Source organism: Streptomyces sp. NBC_01445 (assembly GCF_035918235.1).
Taxonomy (GTDB): Bacteria; Actinomycetota; Actinomycetes; order Streptomycetales; family Streptomycetaceae; genus Streptomyces.
The window spans coordinates 3,668,447-3,688,013 of the sequence record NZ_CP109485.1 but is presented as its reverse complement, the minus strand read 5'-3'; the positions used below and the strand labels follow the sequence as shown (position 1 = coordinate 3,688,013).

Here is a 19,567-nt window from a genome sequence, read left to right as displayed (position 1 = left end):
CAAGCAACCGGTCAAGCAACCGGTCAAGCAACCGGTCAAGCCCCCGGTGAAGCCCTCGGCGAAGACCGTTAAGGGGCGCGGGAGCGCGGCGCGGCTCGGCCTGATGGCCGTGCCCGTCGCGTTCTTCGCGCTGTTCTTCGCCTATCCGGTCGCGGCGATCGTCTCCCGCGGCCTGAAGGCGGGCGGGCACTGGCAGTTGGGGCGGATCGCCGATGTGCTGGGGCAGCCCGACATCCGGCATGTCCTGTGGTTCACGACCTGGCAGGCGCTCGCGTCGACGGCGCTCACGCTGCTGATCGCCCTCCCCGGCGCGTACGTCTTCGCGCGCTTCGAGTTCAGGGGCAAGCAGGTCCTGAAGGCCGCCGTCACCGTGCCGTTCGTGCTACCGACCGTCGTCGTCGGCACGGCGTTCCTGGCGCTGGTGGGCCGCGGCGGGCTGCTCGACAGCCTGTGGGGCGTACGCCTCGACACCACCGTGTGGGCGATCCTGCTCGCCCATGTCTTCTTCAACTACGCCGTAGTCGTCCGCACCGTCGGCGGACTGTGGTCACAGCTCGACCCGCGGCAGGAGGAGGCCGCCCGGATGCTGGGCGCCTCCCGCTGGACGGCCTGGCGGACGGTGACGCTGCCCGCGCTCGGACCGGCCGTCGCGGCCGCCGCACTGATGGTCTTCCTCTTCACGTTCACGTCGTTCGGCGTGGTCCAGATCCTCGGCGGGCCGACCTTCTCCACCCTCGAAGTGGAGATCTACCGGCAGACCGCGCAGATCTTCGACCTCTCCACGGCGGCCGTCCTCACGATCGTGCAGTTCGCCGCCGTCGGGATCATCCTCGCCGTGCACGCCTGGAGCGTGCGCCGCCGGGAGAGCGCGCTGCGCCTCGTCGACGCGGCGCACACCGCCCGGCGCCCGCGCGGCGCGGGCCAGTGGGCGCTGCTCGCCGGAGTGGTCGCCACGGTCGCGGTGCTGATCCTGCTGCCGCTCGGCGTGCTCATCCAGCGCTCGTTCGACGGTCCCGACGGCTTCGGGTTCGCCTACTACAAGGCACTGACCTCGTCAGACAGCGGCGTGTTCCTGGTGCCTCCGATCGAGGCCGTCGGTAACTCCCTCACGTACGCGCTCGCCGCGACCGCCATCGCCGTCGTGATCGGCGGACTCGCCGCCGCGGCCCTGACCCTCCCCCACTCTCGGCTCCGCTCGAGCGGGGGGACCCCCATGGCCGGCCGTCTCGTACGGGGCTTCGACGCGCTCCTCATGCTGCCGCTCGGCGTCTCCGCCGTCACCGTCGGCTTCGGATTCCTGATCACCCTGGACAAGCCGCCCCTCGACCTGCGCGGCGCGTGGATCCTGGTGCCGCTGGCCCAGGCCCTCGTCGGGGTGCCCTTCGTCGTGCGCACGATGCTGCCGGTCCTGCGCGCGGTCGACGGGCGGCTGCGCGAGGCCGCCGCCGTCCTCGGCGCCTCGCCGCTGCGGGCCTGGCGCGAGGTCGATCTGCCGATGGTGCGCAGGGCGCTGCTGATCGCGGCCGGGTTCACGTTCGCCGTGTCGCTCGGCGAGTTCGGGGCGACCGTGTTCATCGCCCGCCCGGACAACCCCACTCTGCCGGTGGCCGTGGCGCGGCTCCTCGGGCGCGCCGGTGACCTCAACTACGGCCAGGCGATGGCCCTTTCGACGATTCTCATGGTGGTGTGCGCGGTGTCGCTGCTGCTGCTCGAACGCATCCGCACGGACCGTACGACGGGGGAGTTCTGATGGCCCTGCTCACTCTGGACGACGCGACCGTGCGGTTCGGCCCGTTCAAAACGGCGCATGCGGCGCTCGACCGGGTCGGTCTGGAGGTCGCGGAGCACGAGATCGTGTGCGTGCTCGGCCCCAGCGGCAGCGGCAAGTCGACGCTGCTGCGGGTCGTGGCCGGGCTCCAGGGGCTCGACGGGGGCCGCGTGTTCCTCGACGGCCGCGACCAGGCGGGTGTGCCCGCGCACCGGAGGGGCGTCGGCCTCATGTTCCAGGACCACCAGCTGTTCCCGCAGCGCGACGTGGGCGGCAACGTCGCCTTCGGGCTGCGGATGCACGGTGCCTCCCGCTCCGAACAGCAGGACCGTGTACGGGAGCTGCTGGAGCTTGTCGGGCTGCCCGGAGCCTGGCGGCGCGCCGTCGCCTCGCTGTCCGGCGGCGAGCAGCAGCGCGTCGCTCTCGCCCGAGCGCTCGCTCCCCGCCCTCGTCTGCTCATGCTCGACGAGCCGCTCGGTCAGCTCGACCGCTCGCTGCGGGAGCGCCTGGTCGTCGAACTCAGGGAACTCTTCGGCGAGTTGGGCACGACCGTGCTCGCCGTGACGCACGACCAGGGCGAGGCCTTCGCGCTCGCCGACCGCGTCGTGGTGATGCGCGACGGACGGATCGCCCAGTCCGGTACGCCACTTGAGGTGTGGCAGCACCCTGCCGACGAGTTCGTGGCGCGCTTCCTCGGCTTCGACAACGTGGTCGAGGCCACGGTCGCCGGCGAGGCCGCGGACACGCCGTGGGGCAAGGTCCCCGTCCCCGCGGGCTCCCCGCAGGGCCCGGGCCGGATTCTGGTCCGGCCCGCGGGTGTACGCCTTGTGCCCGCCGCCGAGGCCCAGTTGACGTGCACGGTCACCGCGCGCACCTTCCGCGGCACGCATGTCGCCATACACCTTCAGGCCGGGGAAGCGCCCCGCCTCGAAGCGGCCTGCGCGCTGCGGGACGCGCCGGAGCCGGGGGGCGAGGTCGGGGTGGCGTTCGACGCGGGCGAAATCGTGGTGCTGGACGGCGCGTCCGCCGCATAGGGTCCGCCGTATGACGGAGACCGCGGCACCCGGACAGCTCGCCCATGACCGCTACTGCGACGAAGTCGTGGAGCAGACCGCTCTGTTGGTGGGGCATCTCGCCGGTGCCGACCTCACGGCCACCGTGCCGACCTGCCCCGACTGGACCCTGCGCGACCTCGTCGTGCACCTCGGCGGCGCGCACCGCTGGGTCGGGACGATCGTGCGGACCGGGGCCACCGAGGAGGTTCCCGACGAGAAGGTGCCGGGCTTCGACGGGCCCGGGAGCGACGACCCGGCCGCGCTCGCGGCCTGGCTCATGGAAGGCGCCGAGCTGACCGCGCGGGCGTTGCGCGCCGCGGGCCCCGACACGCGCCTGTGGACCTGGTCCTGGGATCGCACCACCGCTTTCTGGGCCCGCCGCATGACGCACGAGACGGTGATCCACCGGGCGGACGCGGCGCTCACGGCGCAGGCCGCGTACGAGGTGGCGCCCGAGCTCGCCGCCGACGCGATCGACGAGTGGCTGCAGATCGTCGCCTACGCCCAGCGGTCCGACCTGTCCGACAGCGCGGCGCAGCTGCGCGGCGGCGGGCGCAGCCTGCACCTCCACGCCACCGGCACACCGCCGGAGCTGAACGCCGAATGGCTGGTCGAGCTGGGCGAGGACGGCTTCACGTGGCGCCGCGGCCACGAGAAGGCGACCGTCGCTCTGCGGGGGCCGCTGACCGACGTACTGCTCGCGTTCTACCGGCGCGCGCCCCTCGACGGCGGACGCGTGGAGGTGCTCGGGGAGCGGGAGCTGCTGGACTTCTGGCTGGAGTGGGCGACGTTCGGGTAGCCGAGGCCTGGCTCCGGCAAGCTCATCAAAGAGTTCAGCCCGGCAAAAGCCGCGCTCAGCCCAGCTTCGCGAGCGCGTCCGCCGCTTCCTCCACCGTGTCCACCAGCGCGATCCGTGCGTCCATCGACCGTTCCCGGGCCAGGGCCGTGAGCAGCGGCCAGGCCGGCAGGCGCTCCGTCCAGTGGGCGCGGCCGACGAGGACCATGGGGGTGGGCTCGCCCCGGGACTCGTAGTAGTTCGGCGTCGCGTTGTCGAATATCTCCTGGACGGTGCCGGCCGCGCCCGGCAGGAAGACCACGCCCGCGTTCGAGCGGGCCAGGAGGCCGTCCTCGCGAGTGGCGTTCGCGAAGTACTTCGCGATGTGCCCGGCGAAGGCGTTCGGCGGCTCGTGGCCGTAGAACCAGGTCGGGATGCCGACCGAGTCGCCGCCGTCGGGCCAGCGCGAGCGCACCGTGAAGGCGGCCGACGCCCATGCCGTGACCGACGGGGTGAACGAGGGTGCGGCGGACAGGAGTTGGAGCGCCCCGGTCAGCATTGCGTCGTCGAACCGTGCCGCGTACGCGCCCAGGTTCGCCGCCTCCATCGCGCCCGGACCGCCGCCCGTGGCGACGGTGACCCCGGACCTGGCGAGCGTCCTGCCGAGCCGCGCCGCGCCCGCGTACCCGTCCGTGCCGCGCGCCATCGCGTGACCGCCCATGACCCCCACCACCCTCGCGCCGGCGAGGAGTTCGTCGAGGGCGTCGGACACGGAGTCGTCGTGCACGGCCCGCAGCATCGACGCGAAGATGTCGTGGTCGGCCTTGGTCTGCTGGAACCACTCGTACGCGCGGGCGTCCGGCGTCGACTCGTAGCCACCCTCCGCGAGACCCTCGAACAGCTCGGCGGGGGAGTACAGATGGCCCCGGTACGGGTCGAAGGGGAGGCCGGGGACCGGCGGGAAGACCAGGGCGCCGGTGGCGCGGATCCGGGCCGCGGCGTCGGGGCCCATCGGACAGCCGAGGAAGACGGCGCCCTCGGCGTCCAGAGCGAGCAGCTCGTCCGTACGCTCCGTCAGGTCGACGGCCTGCACGCGGCGTCCGGCGAGCGAGCCGTGCGCGGCCACGACCTCGTCGAACTCGTCGAGCGTCTCGATCTCACGGCCGGCGTCCGTGTGGGGGATCGCGGGCCTGCGCGGGGCGGGTTCAGGGGTCTGCACCCGCCCATGCTAGGCCGCGGTACCTCCGACCATCAGCCCTGGACGGCCGCCGGGTCCATCCACATGATCTCCCAGGTGTGGCCGTCCGGGTCGTCGAAGGCGCGGCCGTACATGAAGCCGTGGTCCTGCTTCTCGCCGGTCTCGGTGCCGCCCGCGGCGATCGCCTTGTCGACGAGCTCGTCGACCTTCTCGCGGCTCTCGGCGCTCAGACACAGCAGCACCTCGGTGCTCTTGGTCGAGTCGACGATCGTCTTCTTCGTGAAGCCGGCGTACTTCTCCTTGGTGAGCAGCATGACCACGATGTGCTCGCTGACCACCACGGAGGCGCAGGTCTCGTCGGAGAACTGCGGGTTGATCGAGTACCCGAGTTCGGTGAAGAACTTCTTCGACGCGTCGAGGTCGTTCACGGCGAGGTTCGGGAAGATCATCTGCTGGTACATGGCGGGTCCGTCTCTTTCGTTCGCTGGTGTCGGCGCGGCGTCGCTGTGCCGTACGCAGAGTTAGACGGGCAGCCCGCCCGTAACTCATCGCCCGCCGCCCACTTTCCTTCGATCACTTTCGGGGGCCCGCCAGAGGTGGTGCGGGCCCCGCTCAGCTGGCGAGCGGGAGCGCCGCCAGTTCCGCGACCACCCATGTCAGCGGCCCGAACACGGAGAGCAGTGCCGCCGCGCGCAGCCCGGCCGCACCCCGCAGGAGACTCGCGGGGGCGCCGAGCCGGAGCAGGGCGGCCGTGGTGTCGGAGCGGGCGTGCTTGGCCTCGATCGCGGCCGTGAGGAGCGTGGCGACCGTACAGCCCATGACGAGGACGGCGCCGAGCGCGGACAGCGGACCGAGGTCGGGCTGACGTCCCGACCAGAGAGTGAGTCCCGCGTACGCGCCGGAGGCCACGGCGCAGACCACGCCCAGGGGGCGGCCGATACGGCGGGCCTCCTCCTGGAGCACCCGGCCCGCCAGGAGCCGCGCCGCTCCGGGCCGCACCGCCTGGAGAGCCCGGCCGCACTGGTACGTGAGCCCGGGACCCGCGAGCGCGAGGCCGAGGGCCGTCAGCATCCAGCCGGCCAGCACCCCCGCCGGGCTGCCGCCCAGACCGCCCGGCATGGGGAACCCCGCGGTGCCGGGCGCGCGGGAGGCATACGTCTCCACTGCGAGGCCCCCGGCCAGCAGGGCCACGCCCCAGGGCAGACCGGTCGGCGCGGGCACCGGGGCGGCGGGATCGCGCGGATCCGGCTGCGGCTCGCCGGCCTTGACGGCGCGCGGCCGCAGCACGACGGCGGAGGCGGCGGACGCGGCGAGCGGGACCAGGGCGAGCAGGGTCAGCGTGGCGGCCAGGGGCAGGGGCCGGTCGGCGGCGAGGAGGCCGCGGGCGGAGCCGTCGAAGGGCAGCCCGGAGAGGTCGCCGCGCAGGTGCAGGAAGAACAGCAGCGCCAGCATCGAGCCGAGCGTGCAGGCGACCGCGGTGGAGATCGCCGAGATGAGGGTGAGGCGCGCAGGCCCCAGACCGACCGCGGACAGGCCGGGACGCGGCCGGGTACCCGGGTCGGTGCGGGCGACGGCGACGGCGAGGTGGACGGTCGCGGCGATCGGCACCAGGCACCAGGCGAGGCGCAGTACGGATCCGGTGGAGGCGTCGGGGTGGCCCATCGCGTAGCCGAGCGTGCACAGCAGGAGGAAACCGGTGCCGGCGGAGGCGGCCGCCACCAGGAGCCTGCGGAGCTGGACGACGGGCCGGCCCCCGCGGGCTAGACGGAGAGCGAGCACGCGGCCCGGCCTTCCGCGTCGGTGCCGCCGGGTACCCCGGGCAGATGGACCGTGTTCACGCGGCGCCCGTCGAGGAGCGACATCGAACGGTCGGCCAGGGCGGCCACCTCGGTGTCGTGCGTGGCGAGGACGACCGTGATGCCGTGCGAGCGGGACGCGGCCATCAGGGTGCGCAGGACGTGGGCGCGGTCGGCGCGGTGCAGCGGCGCCGTGGGCTCGTCGGCGAAGAGCACGGAGGGCGCGGTGACCAGGGCGCGGGCGATGGCTACGCGCTGGCGCTCCGACTGGAGCAGGGCGTGCGGGCGCTTGCGGGCGCACATGCCGATGTCGAGTCGCTCCAGCCACTCCAGGGCGGAGGCCTTGGCGGCGCGGCGGCTGCCGCCGCGCATCATCAGGGCGAGCGCCGTGTTCTCCCAGGCGTTCAGCTCGGGCACGAGGTGCGGCTCGGGGTCGATCCAGGCGAAGCGGTCGCGGCGCAGCCGTTCCCTGACGAGCGGGCCCATGGTGTGCACGGGGGTGCTGTTGAACCAGACCTCGCCCTGCTGGGGCAGGAGCTGGCCGGAGAGGCACTGCAGGAGCGTCGTCTTGCCGCTGCCGCGCGGTCCTGTGACGGCGAGGATCTCGCTCTCGCGGACACCGAGCGAAACGCCGGTGAGCGCGGGCGAGCCGTTGTGGGAGAAGTGCAGGGCGCGTGCCCAGAGCACGTCGTTGTCCGGCGGGGCCACCATGGCGAACACCTCGTTCAGAGACTGCAGATCAGAAATGCCGTAAGACGAGCCGTCCCCCTTACGGGGGAACGAAGGCAGGGCCGATCGGTCACTGGGCACGCTAGGTATTCGCCGGCGCGGGTCGGGAAATGACGCGGCCCGGCCGCCCCCATCTCACTCGGATGGGCGCAGCCGGGCCGGGAGCCGTCAGGCTCAGATCTTGCTCCAGGCCTCCGTGAGGACCTGGCGGATGATGCCCTCGATCTCGTCGAACGTGGACTGGTCCGAGATCAGCGGCGGCGACAGCTGGATGACCGGGTCACCACGGTCGTCGGCGCGGCAGTACAGGCCGTACTCGTAGAGCTTCTTGGACACGAAGCCGTAGAGCACGCGCTCCGACTCCTCGTCCGTGAAGGACTCCTTGGTGTCCTTGTCCTTGACGAGCTCGATGCCGTAGAAGAAGCCGTTGCCGCGGACGTCGCCGACGATCGGCAGGTCGTGCAGCTTCTGCAGCGTCTTGAGGAAGTTGGCCTCGTTGTCGAGCACGTGCTGGTTGAGACCCTCGCGCTCGAACAGGTCGAGGTTGGCGAGCGCCACGGCCGAGGAGACCGGGTGGCCGCCGAAGGTGTAGCCGTGCAGGAAGGTGTTGTCACCCTTGTAGAACGGCGCCGCGATCCGGTCGGAGACGATGGTCGCACCGATCGGGGAGTAGCCCGAGGTCATGCCCTTGGCGCAGGTGATGATGTCCGGGATGTAGCCGAACTTGTCACAGGCGAACATCGTGCCGAGGCGGCCGAAGGCGCAGATGACCTCGTCCGACACGAGCAGCACGTCGTACTGGTCGCAGATCTCGCGCACGCGCTGGAAGTAGCCGGGCGGCGGCGGGAAGCAGCCACCGGCGTTCTGCACGGGCTCGAGGAAGACCGCGGCGACGGTCTCGGGGCCCTCGAAGAGGATCTCCTGCTCGATCTGGTCGGCGGCCCAGCGGCCGAAGGCCTCGGGGTCGTCGCCGTGGATCGGGGCGCGGTAGATGTTGGTGTTCGGCACCTTGTGCGCGCCGGGGACCAGCGGCTCGAAGGGGGCCTTCAGGGCCGGCAGGCCGGTGATCGACAGGGCGCCCTGCGGGGTGCCGTGGTAGGCGACCGCGCGGGAGATGACCTTGTACTTGGTGTGGTTGCCGTTGAGCTTGTGGTACTGCTTCGCAAGCTTCCAGGCGGTCTCGACGGCCTCGCCACCACCGGTGGAGAAGAAGACCTTGTTGAGGTCACCCGGGGCGTAGTGGGCGAGGCGCTCGGCCAGCTCCACAGCCTTCGGGTGGGCGTACGACCACACGGGGAAGAAGGCCAGCTCGGTCGCCTGCTTGGCGGCGACCTCGGCGAGCTCCCTGCGTCCGTGGCCGGCCTGCACCACGAACAGGCCGGAGAGCCCGTCGAGGTACTTCTTGCCCTGGTCGTCGTAGATGTAGGTGCCCTCGCCACGCACGATGGTGGGAACGGGCGCGTTCTCGTACGACGACATGCGGGTGAAGTGCATCCACAGGTGGTCGTACGCGGTTCGGCTGAGGTCCTTGCTCACGGCTATCGGGTTCCCCACATATAGGTCTGCTTCTTGAGCTTGAGGTAGACGAAGCTCTCGGTGGAGCGCACGCCGGGAAGGGTCCGGATGCGTTTGTTGATGACGTCCAGGAGCTGGTCGTCGTCCTCACACACGACCTCCGCGAGGAGGTCGAACGAGCCCGCGGTCATGACCACGTACTCGACTTCCGGCATGGCCGTCAGCGCTTCGGCGACGGGATCGAGGTCACCCTCCGCGTTGATGCCGACCATCGCCTGGCGTCGGAAGCCCACGGTGAGTGGGTCCGTGACGGCGACGATCTGCATCACGCCCTGGTCGAGCAGCTTCTGGACGCGCTGTCGCACGGCCGCTTCGGAGAGGCCGACGGCCTTGCCGATAGCTGCGTACGGCCTACGGCCGTCTTCCTGGAGCTGTTCGATGATGGCGAGGGAAACGGCGTCGAGCGGCGGGGTGCCGGTGCCGTTCCTCGATCCTTTTGGGTCTGCGCTGCGACTGGCCACGTGCCCCACCATGCACGAGGAGTCGACAGTTCCGCAAGCCCGGATCGATGAAATTCGTTGTTTGAGGGCTCGAAGTTCACGGATTTCGCAGATCTGGCGCCCAGGGGGGTGTTGAAAGCGTCGGACTACGGATTAGGGTGGTATCTCATCCAATGGACATCCGACCAGGAGGGCCGCCTCAGTGACCAGCGAGCTGCGTCGTCTGCGCAATTACATCGACGGTGAGTTCCGGGACGCCGCCGACGGACGGACCACCGAGGTGGTCAACCCGGCCAACGGTGAGGCGTACGCGACCGCCCCGCTGTCCGGCGACGCCGATGTGGACGCCGCCATGGCCGCCGCCGCGGCCGCGTTCCCGGCCTGGCGCGACCTCACGCCCAGCGAGCGCCAGAAGGCCCTCCTCAAGATCGCGGACGCGTTCGAGGAGCGGGCCGAGGAGCTCATCGCCGCCGAGGTCGAGAACACCGGCAAGCCGACCGGCCTGACCCGGTCCGAGGAAATCCCGCCCATGGTCGACCAGATCCGCTTCTTCGCGGGTGCGGCGCGCATGCTCGAGGGCCGCTCGGCCGGCGAGTACATGGAGGGCCTGACCTCGATCATCCGCCGCGAGCCCATCGGCGTCTGCGCCCAGGTCGCGCCGTGGAACTACCCGATGATGATGGCCGTTTGGAAGTTCGCCCCGGCGCTCGCCGCGGGCAACACGGTCGTCCTGAAGCCGTCGGACACCACCCCGGCGTCCACGGTCCTGATCGCCGAGATCATCGGCTCCATCGTCCCCAAGGGCGTCTTCAACGTCATCTGCGGTGACCGCGAGACCGGCCGCGCGATGGTCGAGCACAAGACCCCGGCGATGGCCTCCATCACCGGCTCCGTGCGCGCCGGCATCTCGGTCGCCGAGTCCGCCGCCAAGGACGTCAAGCGCGTCCACCTGGAGCTCGGCGGCAAGGCGCCGGTCGTCGTCTTCGAGGACACCGACATCGCCAAGGCCGTCGAGGACATCTCGGTGGCGGGCTTCTTCAACGCGGGCCAGGACTGCACCGCGGCCACCCGCGTCCTCGTCCACGAGTCCATCCACGACGAGTTCGTCCAGGCCCTCGCCAAGGCGGCGGCCGACACGAAGACGGGCCAGCCGGACGACGAGGACGTGCTCTACGGGCCCCTCAACAACCCGAACCAGCTCGCCCAGGTCACCGGCTTCATCGAGCGCCTCCCGGCGCACGCCAAGGTCGAGGCCGGCGGCCACCGCGTCGGCGACAAGGGCTACTTCTACGCCCCGACCGTCGTCTCGGGCGTCAAGCAGGACGACGAGATCATCCAGAACGAGGTCTTCGGACCGGTCATCACCGTCCAGTCCTTCGCGGACGAGGCGCAGGCCGTCGAGTGGGCGAACGGCGTGGAGTACGCGCTGGCCTCCTCCGTCTGGACGAAGGACCACGCGCGCGCGATGCGCATGTCCAAGATCCTCGACTTCGGCTGTGTGTGGATCAACACCCACATCCCGCTGGTCGCCGAGATGCCCCACGGCGGCTTCAAGAAGTCCGGCTACGGCAAGGACCTGTCGGCGTACGGCTTCGACGACTACACGCGCATCAAGCACGTCATGACGTCGATCGAGGGCTGATCAGCGGCACCGATCCGCTCTGTCCGCCCCCGCGTGGCTCCGGCCGCGCGGGGGCGGTGGCATGTCCGGGGAGCGCTGCCGCACGGCGGGCGCCGGGTGATCGACAGTGTGTCGGCTCTCACCCCGTCGGCTTGACGCAGCGTCCATTGTCCGGGCCCGCTGGGCGCGTGCATCCTGCACAGGTGCGAGCGACCCCGAGGAACCCCAAGCCGTCCCTGTCCCGCCGGTCCCTGATGCGCGCCCTGGGCGGTGGCGCCGCGGCCGCCGCGGTCGGCGCGCTCGCCTCGGGGTGCGGTGTGCCCGCCGCCTACGTCGCGCCGGGGGACCGCGCCGCGACCGACCGGTCCGGCAGCGACAAGCGGCTCGTCTTCGCCAACTGGCCGCTCTACATCGACGTGGACGACGACGATCCGTCGAAGCGGCCCACGCTCGACGCCTTCCAGAAGCAGACCGGGATCGACGTCAAGTACACCGAAGAGATCAACGACAACGACGAGTTCTTCGGCAAGATCAGCCCGTCCCTGATGAACCACCAGAAGACCGGCCGGGACCTCATCGTCATCAGCGACTGGATGTGCGCCAAGTTCGTGACGCTCGGCTGGGTCCAGGAGATGGACCGCGCCCGTCAGCCGCACGTCACCAAGTACCTCGACCCGCTGCTGCGTTCACCGCACTTCGACCCCGGCCGCAAGTACACCGTGCCGTGGCAGTCCGGCATCACCGGCATCGCGTACAACAAGCGCAGGGTCGGGCGCGAGATCAAGCACGTGTCCGATCTGTGGGCGGCCGACCTCAAGGGCAAGGTCACGCTGTTGTCCGGGCTCGACGAGTCGTTCGCGCTGCTCATGCAGGGCAACGGCGCCGACATCACCCGGTGGACCCCGGACGACTTCCACCGCGTGTGCGACCAGGTCGAGAAGCTCGTCAAGAGCCACCACATCCGCCGCTTCACCGGCAACGACTACATCAAGGACCTCTCCAGCGGCGACGTCCTCGCCTGCCAGGCCTACAGCGGTGACGTCATCCAGCTCCAGGCCGACGACCCGGACATCGAGTTCGTCGTGCCGGAGGAGGGCGGCGAGCTGTGGGCCGAGTCGCTGATGATCCCCAACCTCGCCGACCACAAGCGCAACGCCGAGCGCCTCATCGACTTCTACTACCGGCCGGAGGTCGCCGCCGAGCTGGCCACCTGGGTCAACTACGTGAGCCCCGTGCCGGCCGCCCGCGAGATCCTCGCCGACTCCAAGGACAAGGACACCGCGGCCCTCGCCGAGGACCCGCTGATCTTCCCCGACGACACGATGCGCGCGCGGCTCGCCATCGCGCGCGACATCACGTCGAAGGAACGCCCGGAATTCGCCAAGCGGTGGAACGCGATCGCGGGGCTGTGAGGGGGCCGGCCGGTTCCGGCGCGGTCAGTTCCACAGCGGCGTGGTCACGACCCGGTGGAACGCGTCCGGGTGGCCCTGCGGATAGGTGAGCGTGATGCGCGAGTAGTGCCGGCGGTCCTGGTGCTTGGTCCAGGACTGCGGCCGGTCGAGGCGCACCGTGACGCGGTACGAGCGGAACTTGCCCGCCGCGCAGTACGGCTTGCAGTCGTTGACCAGGCTCGTGCCCGTGGCCACCGCCGTGGACGGGCCCCAATGCGACCACTTGAGCGAGGTGAGGAGGCTGTTGCCGTCCCCGCACGCGAGCATGAAGTCGGTGGGCCGCACCTGTGGCTTCCAGGTGCAGTCGACGAGCACGGTGTCGGCGTGCTTCTGCTGCGGCTTCGGCGCCGCGGCGGAGGCGGAGGCCGGAACCATGGCTGCTGCGAGGGACGCGGCTGCACAGAGTGTGAGCGTCGTCTTCAGTGTTTTGCTCCGCAAAGTACCCTCCCGGCCGGTCGGGGGGCCCTGGGCCCCGTAGTGCTCGTTCCGACGCTAAAGGGGTCCCGTGAGATGCGCCACTCGAACGGGCTAGCACCGCACGGACGGAGTACTGGCGGGCCCGTCAGCCCTTGACCGCCGCCATGATGATGCGCTCGGCGACGGGGTTCATCGCGTCGCCCTTGGCGTCCGTCGCGCCGACGGAGTAGACCACGGTCCGTGACAGATCGCGGGTCGCTGCGACCCCGGTCACGTACCCGTAGCGGGATCCGGACTTGCCCCAGTACACCGAGCCGCCGGCCTCGAGGCGCTGGAGGCCCGCGCTCATGGTCGCCCCCGGCACGTCCGACGGCACCGTGAACATCTCCTTGAGCTGGGGCCCGGGCACGAGGCGGCCGCCGAAGAGCGCCCGCAGCAGCCGCTCCAGGTCCGCCGTCGTGGAGATCATGTCGCCGGCCGCCCAGCGGTCGGACTGGTTCCACTCGGTCACGTCGACGAACCGGCCGCCGTCCAGCTGGTAGCCGCGGTTGTGCGGGCCGTGGATCACGGGGTCGGCGCCGGGGAACGACGTGGCGCGCATCCCGGCGGGACGCAGGACGCGCCGGGTGGCCTCGTCCGCGTACGTGTGGCCCGTGACCTTCTCGATCAGCATGCCGAGAACCGTGTAGTTGATGTTGAGGTACTCCTGTTGCCCGCCCGGGTCGAACGACGGCCCCTTCGCGAGTGCCGACGCCACGACGGCCTGCGGGGTGAGGGTGTCGAAGCGGTGCGCGTAGGCGTCCTCGAAGTCGTCGCCGAAGCCGTCACCGGCCTGGATGCCGCTGGTGTGGTTCAGCAACTGGCGTACGGATATGGGCCGGAAGCCCTTCCCCTTGAAGAGGTCCGGCAGATAGTGCTGCACCGGCGCGTCCAGATTCACGCGGCGCTCGGCGGCGAGCTGGAGCACGACCGCCGCCGTGACGACCTTCGTCGTCGAGCCCGCGCGGAACCGGCCGCCGTCGAGCGCGGCACGGCCCGAGGCCAGGTCACGCACGCCGGAGCTGCCGCGCCACGCGCCGTCCGTGCCGCCGACGCGCACGAGCGCGGCAGTGGCGTCCGCGTCCGGCAGCCCGGAGATCGCCTCGCGCAGCGCGGCTCCGTCCGGGCGGTCCGCCGTGGCCGACGCCCGGGCGGGTGCGTCCGCCAGGGCCGGTACGGCGAGCGGGCCCGCGGCGAGGCCGAGGACGAGGGCGGAGGCAAGGACGGTACGGCGGGTGCGTGCGGGCATGCGGCGCTCCGGGTGAGGTGAGGCGGTCCTGCGGACACGACCATCCTGCGGGAGCCCGGAGAGCCCCGGATCGTCGGTGAGGAGGGCGCCTTCCCTGGAGCCGGCCAGGGTCAACTGGCCCCGGATCAGGGGAAGTTGTCGGGGTTCACCCCTAAGGGGCGGCGGGTCGGGCGGTCAGTTGCCGCGCAGCCCGCACAGCACGTCGATGCGGTTCGTCGTGATCGAGTCGACGCCGAGGCCGAGGAGGCGGCGCATCGCCGACTTCGTGTCCGGGGTCCACGCGGAGACCAGCAGGCCCTGGCGGTGCACATGGGCCGCCAGCTCCCGACTGACCAGCGGGAAACGATAGTTGAGCCAGGCCGGCCTGACCGCTTCGAGCACCCCGGGCCGCGGCGGGGCCAGCGTCGTCCACGTCAGCGCGATCTCGGCGGCCGGGTCCGCGCGCCGCACCGCCAGCATCGTCTCCGCGCCCGCGCAGTAGTAGGCACGCTCGTCGGCGCCGCAGTCCCGGACGACCCCGATGACCGTACGGACCACGCGCGCGTCCGCGCCCGGCAGGTCCACCATCACCCGCCGCTCGGCCAGTACCTCCATGGCCTGTTCGAGGGTGGGCACGCCGCCCGCGGTGAGGCCGCGCACCTCGTCGTACGAGAGCGCGGAGAGCGGGCGGTCGTGGTCCCACAGCCGCTTGAGAGTGGAGTCGTGCAGCAGCACGGGCACGCCGTCGCGCGTCAGACGGACGTCGATCTCGACCGCGTCCGCCCCTTGCTCCAGCGCGGAGCGCAGGGAGGCGAGGGTGTTCTCACGGACGCGGTAGGGGTCGCCCCGGTGGGCCACGGCAGTCACGGTACGCATGGCCCCATTGTGGTCAGCCGGTCAGGCCCCGGCGAGCCACGTGTCCGTGTACGTGTCGATCTCCGCGGCGATACGGGCCTTACCCGGCTCGTCGAGGAACGACGCGTCCACCGCGTTCCTGGCGAGCGCGGCCACGCCCCGCTCGTCGAGGTCGAGGAGGCGGGCGGCGACGGCGTACTCGTTGTTGAGGTCCGTGCCGAACATCGGCGGGTCGTCGGAGTTGACGGTGACGACGACCCCGGCGTCGACGAACTGCTTGATGGGGTGATCCTCGAGGGTCTTCACGGCGCGCGTCGCGATGTTCGACGTCGGGCAGACCTCGAGCGGGATGCGGTGCTCGGCGAGGTGGGCGAGGAGCTTCGGGTCCTGGACGGACGTCGTGCCGTGCCCGATGCGTTCGGCGCCGAGGTGGACCAGGGCGTCCCAGACCGTTCCGGGGCCCGTGGTCTCGCCGGCGTGCGGCACGGAGTGCAGGCCCGCGGCGATCGCCCGGTCGAAGTACGGCTTGAACTGGGGCCGCGGCACGCCGATTTCGGGCCCGCCGAGCCCGAAGGAGACGAGGCCCTCCGGACGGATCGTGTCGGTGGTCGCGAGCCGCACGGTCTCCGCGGCGGACTCGAGCCCCGCCTCGCCGGGGATGTCGAAGCACCAGCGCAGGATGGTGCCGAACTCGGCCTCGGCCGCCTTGCGGGCGTCCTCGATCGCCTCCATGAAGCCGTACTCGTCGATGCCGCGGCGGACGGAGGAGTACGGGGTGATGGTCAGCTCGGCGTAACGCACGTTCTGCCGGGCCATGTCCCGCGCGACCTCGAACGTGAGGAGGCGGACGTCCTCCGGCGTGCGCACGAGGTCGACGACCGAGAGGTATACGTCGATGAAGTGCGCGAAGTCCGTGAACGTGAAGTAGTCGGCCAGCGCCTCGGGGTCCGTCGGGACCTTGGAGTCCGCGTGGCGGGCCGCGAGCGTGGAGACGATCCGGGGGGACGCCGAGCCGACATGGTGCACATGCAGCTCTGCCTTTGGCAGTCCGGCGATAAAGGCATGCAGATCGGTCACGGATTCCTCCCCAGGAACTTGGATGATCGGCTGATCGGGTGGGTCGCAGTCATCGTAGGCGTGCCACGGCCGCGACCTGGCGGCGGCCGTAGCATGTCGGGACGTCCGGGTGGGAGAAGAAGGGGGACGAGCGAGCGATGTCCGAGGACACAGAGGGCAGAGAGGGCGCCGAGAGCGCCGAGAGCATTGAGGGCGGCCACGGTTCGGCGGCTGCGCCGGAGCGGGGGTCGGGGGATCAGCCTGGGGGCAGGGTGTCCCTGGGGAAGCGGGAACCGGACCCGTGGGCGGCTCCGGCGGAGACGGGCCCGCGGGACGCCGTGCCGCGGGACGCGGCACAGGGGGAGGCCGGGCCGGTTGCTCCGGCGCCGGTGCGCCCGTTCGCGCCGCCGTCCCACGCCGAAACCCAGGTGGACCCCTTCGCCGCGCCCTCCGCACCCGCCTCGCCCAGCGAGCCGTACAACCCGTTCGCCCCGCCCTCCCCGGGCGCCGCGACGGCCCCCGGCCGCTGGTCACAACAGCCTCAACAGCCACACCAAGCGCAACACCCGCATCCGCACCCGCACGCCCAGCCGCCGGGTGCCCCCTACGGCATGCCCCCCGGCTATCCGGCGGCGCAGGCCGGGGCCCCCTGGGCACCGGGGGCCAACCCGTTCGCGCCGCCCGGTGAGCCCGTGCCCCCGCCGCCCGTCTCGCCCGACGGGCCGGGGCAGATGCAGTACGGCTACCCGGCCGCCCCGTACGGCTACAACTACGGCTACGGCCGGCACGCGGCGACCGGCCCGGCCTCGATGGCCCACGGCGTTCCCGGCTACGGCTGGCCCGGGATGCAGCCGCAACCCGCCAACGGCATGGGCGTCGCCGCTCTGACGCTCGGGATCATCTCGGCCGCCGCCTTCATCCTGTGGCCGATCGCGATCATCGTCGGCATCCTCGCCATCATCTTCGGCGCGATCGGCCGCGCGAAGGCGAGCCGGGGCGAGGCCACCAACCGTGGCCAGGCCCTGGCCGGACTGATCTGCGGCATCGGCGGTCTGGTGCTCGCGCTGGTCATGATGTTCTTCGTCATCGCATCCAGCGACTCGTCGAGCGGCAGCGACAGCAGCGACGACAGCGGCTACTCCGCCGCCCTGTAGGACACCGCCAACGGGGGCCGGGCCGTCAGGCCCGGTCCGCCAGCCGCTCACGCGCCGCCATCAGCGCGAACCCCAGCAGATTGGGGCCACGCCACCGTCTCGGATCGGCGGCCGCCTCCGCGTCGGCCGCGAGGCCGATGCCCCACACGCGGTCGAGCGGGCTGGCCTCGACCAGGACGCTCCCCCAGCCTTCGGCCGGGGGGACCCCCATCTCGCTTCGCTCGCCCGTTCCGAGCAGGAACTCCCGCAGATCCGCGTGCGCCGCGAACTTGTGCACGCTGCCCTCGACGACGATCCCGAACCGCTCGCGCGCCCAGACGTCCTCGTCGAAGCCGCGCACGAGGCGCCCCGCTTTCTTGGCCTGCGAGGGATGCGCCGCCCCGACGGCTCTGCGCTCGGCCTCGGCATCACCGAACAGCCGGGCCTTCGCGGCCATCATCCAGTGCTCGGCCGTCGCGTACTCGACCCCGTCCACCGTGAACGGCGCGACCCACCACTGACTGAGGCAGCTCGCCCCGACCGTGCCGTCGGCCCGCGGTGTGTGCCCCCAGAAGTGCAGGTACTTGACCCGTACACCCGCTTCCACCGCCCTGACCAGCGAGTCCCGATCGCGGATGGGCGCGTTCCCCTCAAGCTTGTCGATCTTCCCCATGCACGCGAGTCTGGCACGCACCACGGACACTCCGTCCTGGGTTTTTCAGGGGGACTCGACACCTGGTCGACAGATTCCGTCGCGTAACCAAAAGGCAACAACGGAATCACTTGTTGCGGTACATCGCCTCTGTCAGGATCGGCACTCAAATCGAGCTGGAGCTACGCCGGCCCCGCAGGACGGGGCTCCGGCGGAGGAGAGCGATAATGCACAACCCTGGCAACAGCACCCGCTTCCAGGCCCAGGACCGGTTCGCCGAAGGCGCCCAGTACATCGCGGGCCGCCTCACCAAGGGCACATCCGGTCGCACCCACGCAGTCGTCGACCCGGCCACGGGCCAGGACGTCTACACGTACGAGCTGGCCGGCACCGAAGACGTCGACGCCGCCGTGACCGCGGCCCGCGAGGCCTTCCCCGGCTGGGCCGGCGCCACGCCGGGCGAGCGTTCCGACGCGATGCACCGCTTCGCGGGCGTCCTGGCCGAGCGCGCCGAGGACCTCGCCCAGGCCGAGTCCCTGCAGTGCGGCAAGCCCCTCAAGCTGAGCCGCGAGTTCGACGTCCCCGGGACCGTCGACAACACCGCGTTCTTCGCGGGCGCCGCCCGGCACCTCCAGGGCCAGTCCGCCGGCGAGTACAGCGGCGACCACACCTCGTACGTGCGGCGCGAGCCCATCGGTGTCGTCGGGTCCATCGCTCCCTGGAACTACCCGCTCCAGATGGCCGCCTGGAAGGTCCTTCCGGCGATCGCCGCGGGCAACACCATCGTGCTCAAGCCCGCCGAGCTGACCCCGCTCACCTCCCTCCTGTTCGCGCAGGCCGCGACCGAGGCGGGCATCCCCGACGGTGTCGTCAACATCGTCACGGGCGCGGGCAGGGACGCCGGCGAGCACCTCGTCGGGCACCCCGACGTCGCCATGACCTCCTTCACCGGGTCGACGGGCGTCGGCAAGCGCGTCGCCGAGATCGCCACCTCCACCGTGAAGCGGCTGCATCTGGAGCTCGGCGGCAAGGCGCCGTTCGTCGTCTTCGACGACGCCGACCTGGAGGCCGCCGTGCACGGCGCGGTCGCGGGCGCCCTGATCAACACGGGCCAGGACTGCACCGCCGCCACGCGCGCGTACGTGCAGCGCCCCCTCTACGACGCCTTCGTGCAGGGCGTGGCGGACCTCATGGAGAGCGTCCGGGTCGGCGACCCGTTCGCGCCGGACACCGATCTCGGCCCGCTGATCTCGCACGCCCAGCGCGACCGCGTCGCAGGATTCGTCGACCGGGCCCGCTCCTACGCGCGCGTGGTCGCCGGCGGCGTCATCCCCCGGGGCGACCTCGAGCAGGGCGCGTACTACCGGCCGACCCTCGTCGCGGACGCCGCCCAGGACAGCGAGATCGTCCAGGCCGAGATCTTCGGCCCGGTGCTCGTGGTCCTGCCCTTCGACAGCGACGACGAGGGCATCCGCCTCGCCAACGACACCCCCTACGGCCTGGCCGCGTCGGCCTGGACCAGGGACGTGTTCCGTGCCAACCGCGCCACCCGCGACATCAAGGCGGGCTGTGTCTGGGTCAACGACCACATCCCGATCCTCAGCGAGATGCCGCACGGCGGTTACAAGGCGTCCGGCTTCGGCAAGGACATGTCTGCCTACTCCTTCGAGGAGTACACGCAGATCAAGCACGTCATGTTCGACAACACCGCGGTCGCCCGCAAGGCCTGGCACCGCACGATCTTCGGGGACTGATAGTCAGCCGGCCGGCCGCCCGCGA

At 71.4% G+C, this 19,567-nt stretch carries 18 protein-coding genes; 7 read left to right on the top strand and 11 right to left on the bottom strand.

Translation table 11 applies throughout. The features are described 5' to 3' along the window. Positions 1-103 precede the first annotated feature (103 nt). From OG574_RS16660 to OG574_RS16650, 3 genes are read left to right on the top strand one after another with little or no spacing between them, the layout of a single operon-like run. Positions 104-1,750 (top strand): ABC transporter permease, encoded by a 1,647-nt coding sequence (locus OG574_RS16660; protein ID WP_326778513.1) that lies wholly within the window; start codon positions 104-106, stop codon positions 1,748-1,750. Beyond that, on the top strand, positions 1,750-2,802 hold the full coding sequence (locus OG574_RS16655) for an ABC transporter ATP-binding protein (RefSeq protein WP_326773896.1): 1,053 nt from the start codon (positions 1,750-1,752) through the stop codon (positions 2,800-2,802). Before OG574_RS16660 ends, OG574_RS16655 begins: the two co-directional genes overlap by 1 nt. Positions 2,803-2,812: 10 nt before the next feature. Continuing rightward, on the top strand, positions 2,813-3,622 hold the full coding sequence (locus OG574_RS16650) for a maleylpyruvate isomerase family mycothiol-dependent enzyme (protein WP_326773895.1): 810 nt from the start codon (positions 2,813-2,815) through the stop codon (positions 3,620-3,622). Positions 3,623-3,677: 55 nt separating this feature from the next. Here the strand turns inward: OG574_RS16650 and OG574_RS16645 are convergent, their stop codons facing one another. The 6 genes from OG574_RS16645 to OG574_RS16620 all read right to left on the bottom strand — a co-directional run bounded on the left by OG574_RS16645 (position 3,678) and on the right by OG574_RS16620 (position 9,357). Further along, positions 3,678-4,817 carry an LOG family protein gene (locus OG574_RS16645; RefSeq protein WP_326773894.1) on the bottom strand — a complete coding sequence of 380 codons (1,140 nt, stop codon included), beginning with the start codon at positions 4,815-4,817 and terminating at the stop codon, positions 3,678-3,680. A gap of 32 nt (positions 4,818-4,849) precedes the next feature. Beyond that, positions 4,850-5,257 (bottom strand): VOC family protein, encoded by a 408-nt coding sequence (locus OG574_RS16640; protein WP_100595091.1) that lies wholly within the window; start codon positions 5,255-5,257, stop codon positions 4,850-4,852. A gap of 151 nt (positions 5,258-5,408) precedes the next feature. Then, on the bottom strand, positions 5,409-6,575 hold the full coding sequence (locus OG574_RS16635) for a hypothetical protein (RefSeq protein WP_326773893.1): 1,167 nt from the start codon (positions 6,573-6,575) through the stop codon (positions 5,409-5,411). Next, positions 6,557-7,303 carry an ABC transporter ATP-binding protein gene (locus tag OG574_RS16630; RefSeq protein ID WP_100595093.1) on the bottom strand — a complete coding sequence of 249 codons (747 nt, stop codon included), beginning with the start codon at positions 7,301-7,303 and terminating at the stop codon, positions 6,557-6,559. Before OG574_RS16630 ends, OG574_RS16635 begins: the two co-directional genes overlap by 19 nt. A 192-nt stretch (positions 7,304-7,495) precedes the next feature. Next, complete coding sequence (locus OG574_RS16625) at positions 7,496-8,875, bottom strand: aspartate aminotransferase family protein (RefSeq protein WP_326773892.1); 1,380 nt, start codon at positions 8,873-8,875, stop codon at positions 7,496-7,498. Then, entirely contained in the window at positions 8,860-9,357 is a 498-nt protein-coding gene (locus OG574_RS16620) for an Lrp/AsnC family transcriptional regulator (RefSeq protein ID WP_100595184.1), read from the bottom strand. The genes OG574_RS16625 and OG574_RS16620 overlap by 16 nt, the downstream gene beginning before the upstream one ends. Positions 9,358-9,538: 181 nt before the next feature. Between OG574_RS16620 and OG574_RS16615 the strand changes: the two genes are divergently transcribed. Beyond that, entirely contained in the window at positions 9,539-10,978 is a 1,440-nt protein-coding gene (locus OG574_RS16615; RefSeq protein WP_100595095.1) for a gamma-aminobutyraldehyde dehydrogenase, read from the top strand. A 233-nt stretch (positions 10,979-11,211) separates the two neighbouring features. After that, positions 11,212-12,369 (top strand): polyamine ABC transporter substrate-binding protein, encoded by a 1,158-nt coding sequence (locus OG574_RS16610; RefSeq protein WP_326778512.1) that lies wholly within the window; start codon positions 11,212-11,214, stop codon positions 12,367-12,369. 24 nt (positions 12,370-12,393) lie between these two features. Here OG574_RS16610 and OG574_RS16605 read toward each other — a convergent pair whose 3' ends face one another. From OG574_RS16605 to OG574_RS16590, 4 genes are all read right to left on the bottom strand, one after another. Next, on the bottom strand, positions 12,394-12,783 hold the full coding sequence (locus OG574_RS16605; RefSeq protein ID WP_326773891.1) for a hypothetical protein: 390 nt from the start codon (positions 12,781-12,783) through the stop codon (positions 12,394-12,396). A 187-nt stretch (positions 12,784-12,970) separates the two neighbouring features. Further along, the gene (locus OG574_RS16600) at positions 12,971-14,113 is read right to left on the bottom strand and encodes a serine hydrolase domain-containing protein (protein ID WP_326773890.1); all 1,143 of its coding nucleotides are present in this window, start codon (positions 14,111-14,113) and stop codon (positions 12,971-12,973) included. Positions 14,114-14,287: 174 nt separating this feature from the next. Then, positions 14,288-14,968, bottom strand: coding sequence for a glycerophosphodiester phosphodiesterase (locus OG574_RS16595; protein WP_326773889.1), 681 nt, complete (start codon positions 14,966-14,968; stop codon positions 14,288-14,290). Between the two features lie 21 nt (positions 14,969-14,989). Beyond that, complete coding sequence (locus OG574_RS16590) at positions 14,990-16,024, bottom strand: adenosine deaminase (protein WP_442816826.1); 1,035 nt, start codon at positions 16,022-16,024, stop codon at positions 14,990-14,992. Between the two features lie 137 nt (positions 16,025-16,161). Here OG574_RS16590 and OG574_RS16585 point away from each other — a divergent pair, with 137 nt between their 5' ends. Beyond that, a complete protein-coding gene (locus OG574_RS16585; protein ID WP_326778850.1) occupies positions 16,162-17,157 on the top strand; it encodes a DUF4190 domain-containing protein in 996 nt (331 codons plus the stop codon). A gap of 25 nt (positions 17,158-17,182) precedes the next feature. On the opposite strand, the gene OG574_RS16580 is transcribed toward OG574_RS16585, so the two are convergent. Continuing rightward, positions 17,183-17,809 (bottom strand): NADAR family protein, encoded by a 627-nt coding sequence (locus OG574_RS16580; RefSeq protein WP_326773888.1) that lies wholly within the window; start codon positions 17,807-17,809, stop codon positions 17,183-17,185. A gap of 206 nt (positions 17,810-18,015) precedes the next feature. On the opposite strand from OG574_RS16580, the gene OG574_RS16575 reads away from it, so the two are divergent. Beyond that, entirely contained in the window at positions 18,016-19,542 is a 1,527-nt protein-coding gene (locus OG574_RS16575; protein ID WP_326773887.1) for a gamma-aminobutyraldehyde dehydrogenase, read from the top strand. Positions 19,543-19,567: the final 25 nt, after the last annotated feature.

Coding starts and splice junctions, on each gene's coding strand:
- OG574_RS16660 (WP_326778513.1), top strand. CDS start 104: ATGGCCGTGCCCGTCGCGTTCTTCGCGCTGTTCTTCGCCTATCCGGTC.
- OG574_RS16655 (WP_326773896.1), top strand. CDS start 1,750: ATGGCCCTGCTCACTCTGGACGACGCGACCGTGCGGTTCGGCCCGTTC.
- OG574_RS16650 (WP_326773895.1), top strand. CDS start 2,813: ATGACGGAGACCGCGGCACCCGGACAGCTCGCCCATGACCGCTACTGC.
- OG574_RS16640 (WP_100595091.1), bottom strand. CDS start 5,257: ATGTACCAGCAGATGATCTTCCCGAACCTCGCCGTGAACGACCTCGAC.
- OG574_RS16630 (WP_100595093.1), bottom strand. CDS start 7,303: ATGGTGGCCCCGCCGGACAACGACGTGCTCTGGGCACGCGCCCTGCAC.
- OG574_RS16610 (WP_326778512.1), top strand. CDS start 11,212: ATGCGCGCCCTGGGCGGTGGCGCCGCGGCCGCCGCGGTCGGCGCGCTC.
- OG574_RS16605 (WP_326773891.1), bottom strand. CDS start 12,783: ATGGTTCCGGCCTCCGCCTCCGCCGCGGCGCCGAAGCCGCAGCAGAAG.
- OG574_RS16600 (WP_326773890.1), bottom strand. CDS start 14,113: ATGCCCGCACGCACCCGCCGTACCGTCCTTGCCTCCGCCCTCGTCCTC.
- OG574_RS16595 (WP_326773889.1), bottom strand. CDS start 14,968: ATGCGTACCGTGACTGCCGTGGCCCACCGGGGCGACCCCTACCGCGTC.
- OG574_RS16585 (WP_326778850.1), top strand. CDS start 16,162: ATGTCCGAGGACACAGAGGGCAGAGAGGGCGCCGAGAGCGCCGAGAGC.
- OG574_RS16580 (WP_326773888.1), bottom strand. CDS start 17,809: ATGGGGAAGATCGACAAGCTTGAGGGGAACGCGCCCATCCGCGATCGG.
- OG574_RS16575 (WP_326773887.1), top strand. CDS start 18,016: ATGCACAACCCTGGCAACAGCACCCGCTTCCAGGCCCAGGACCGGTTC.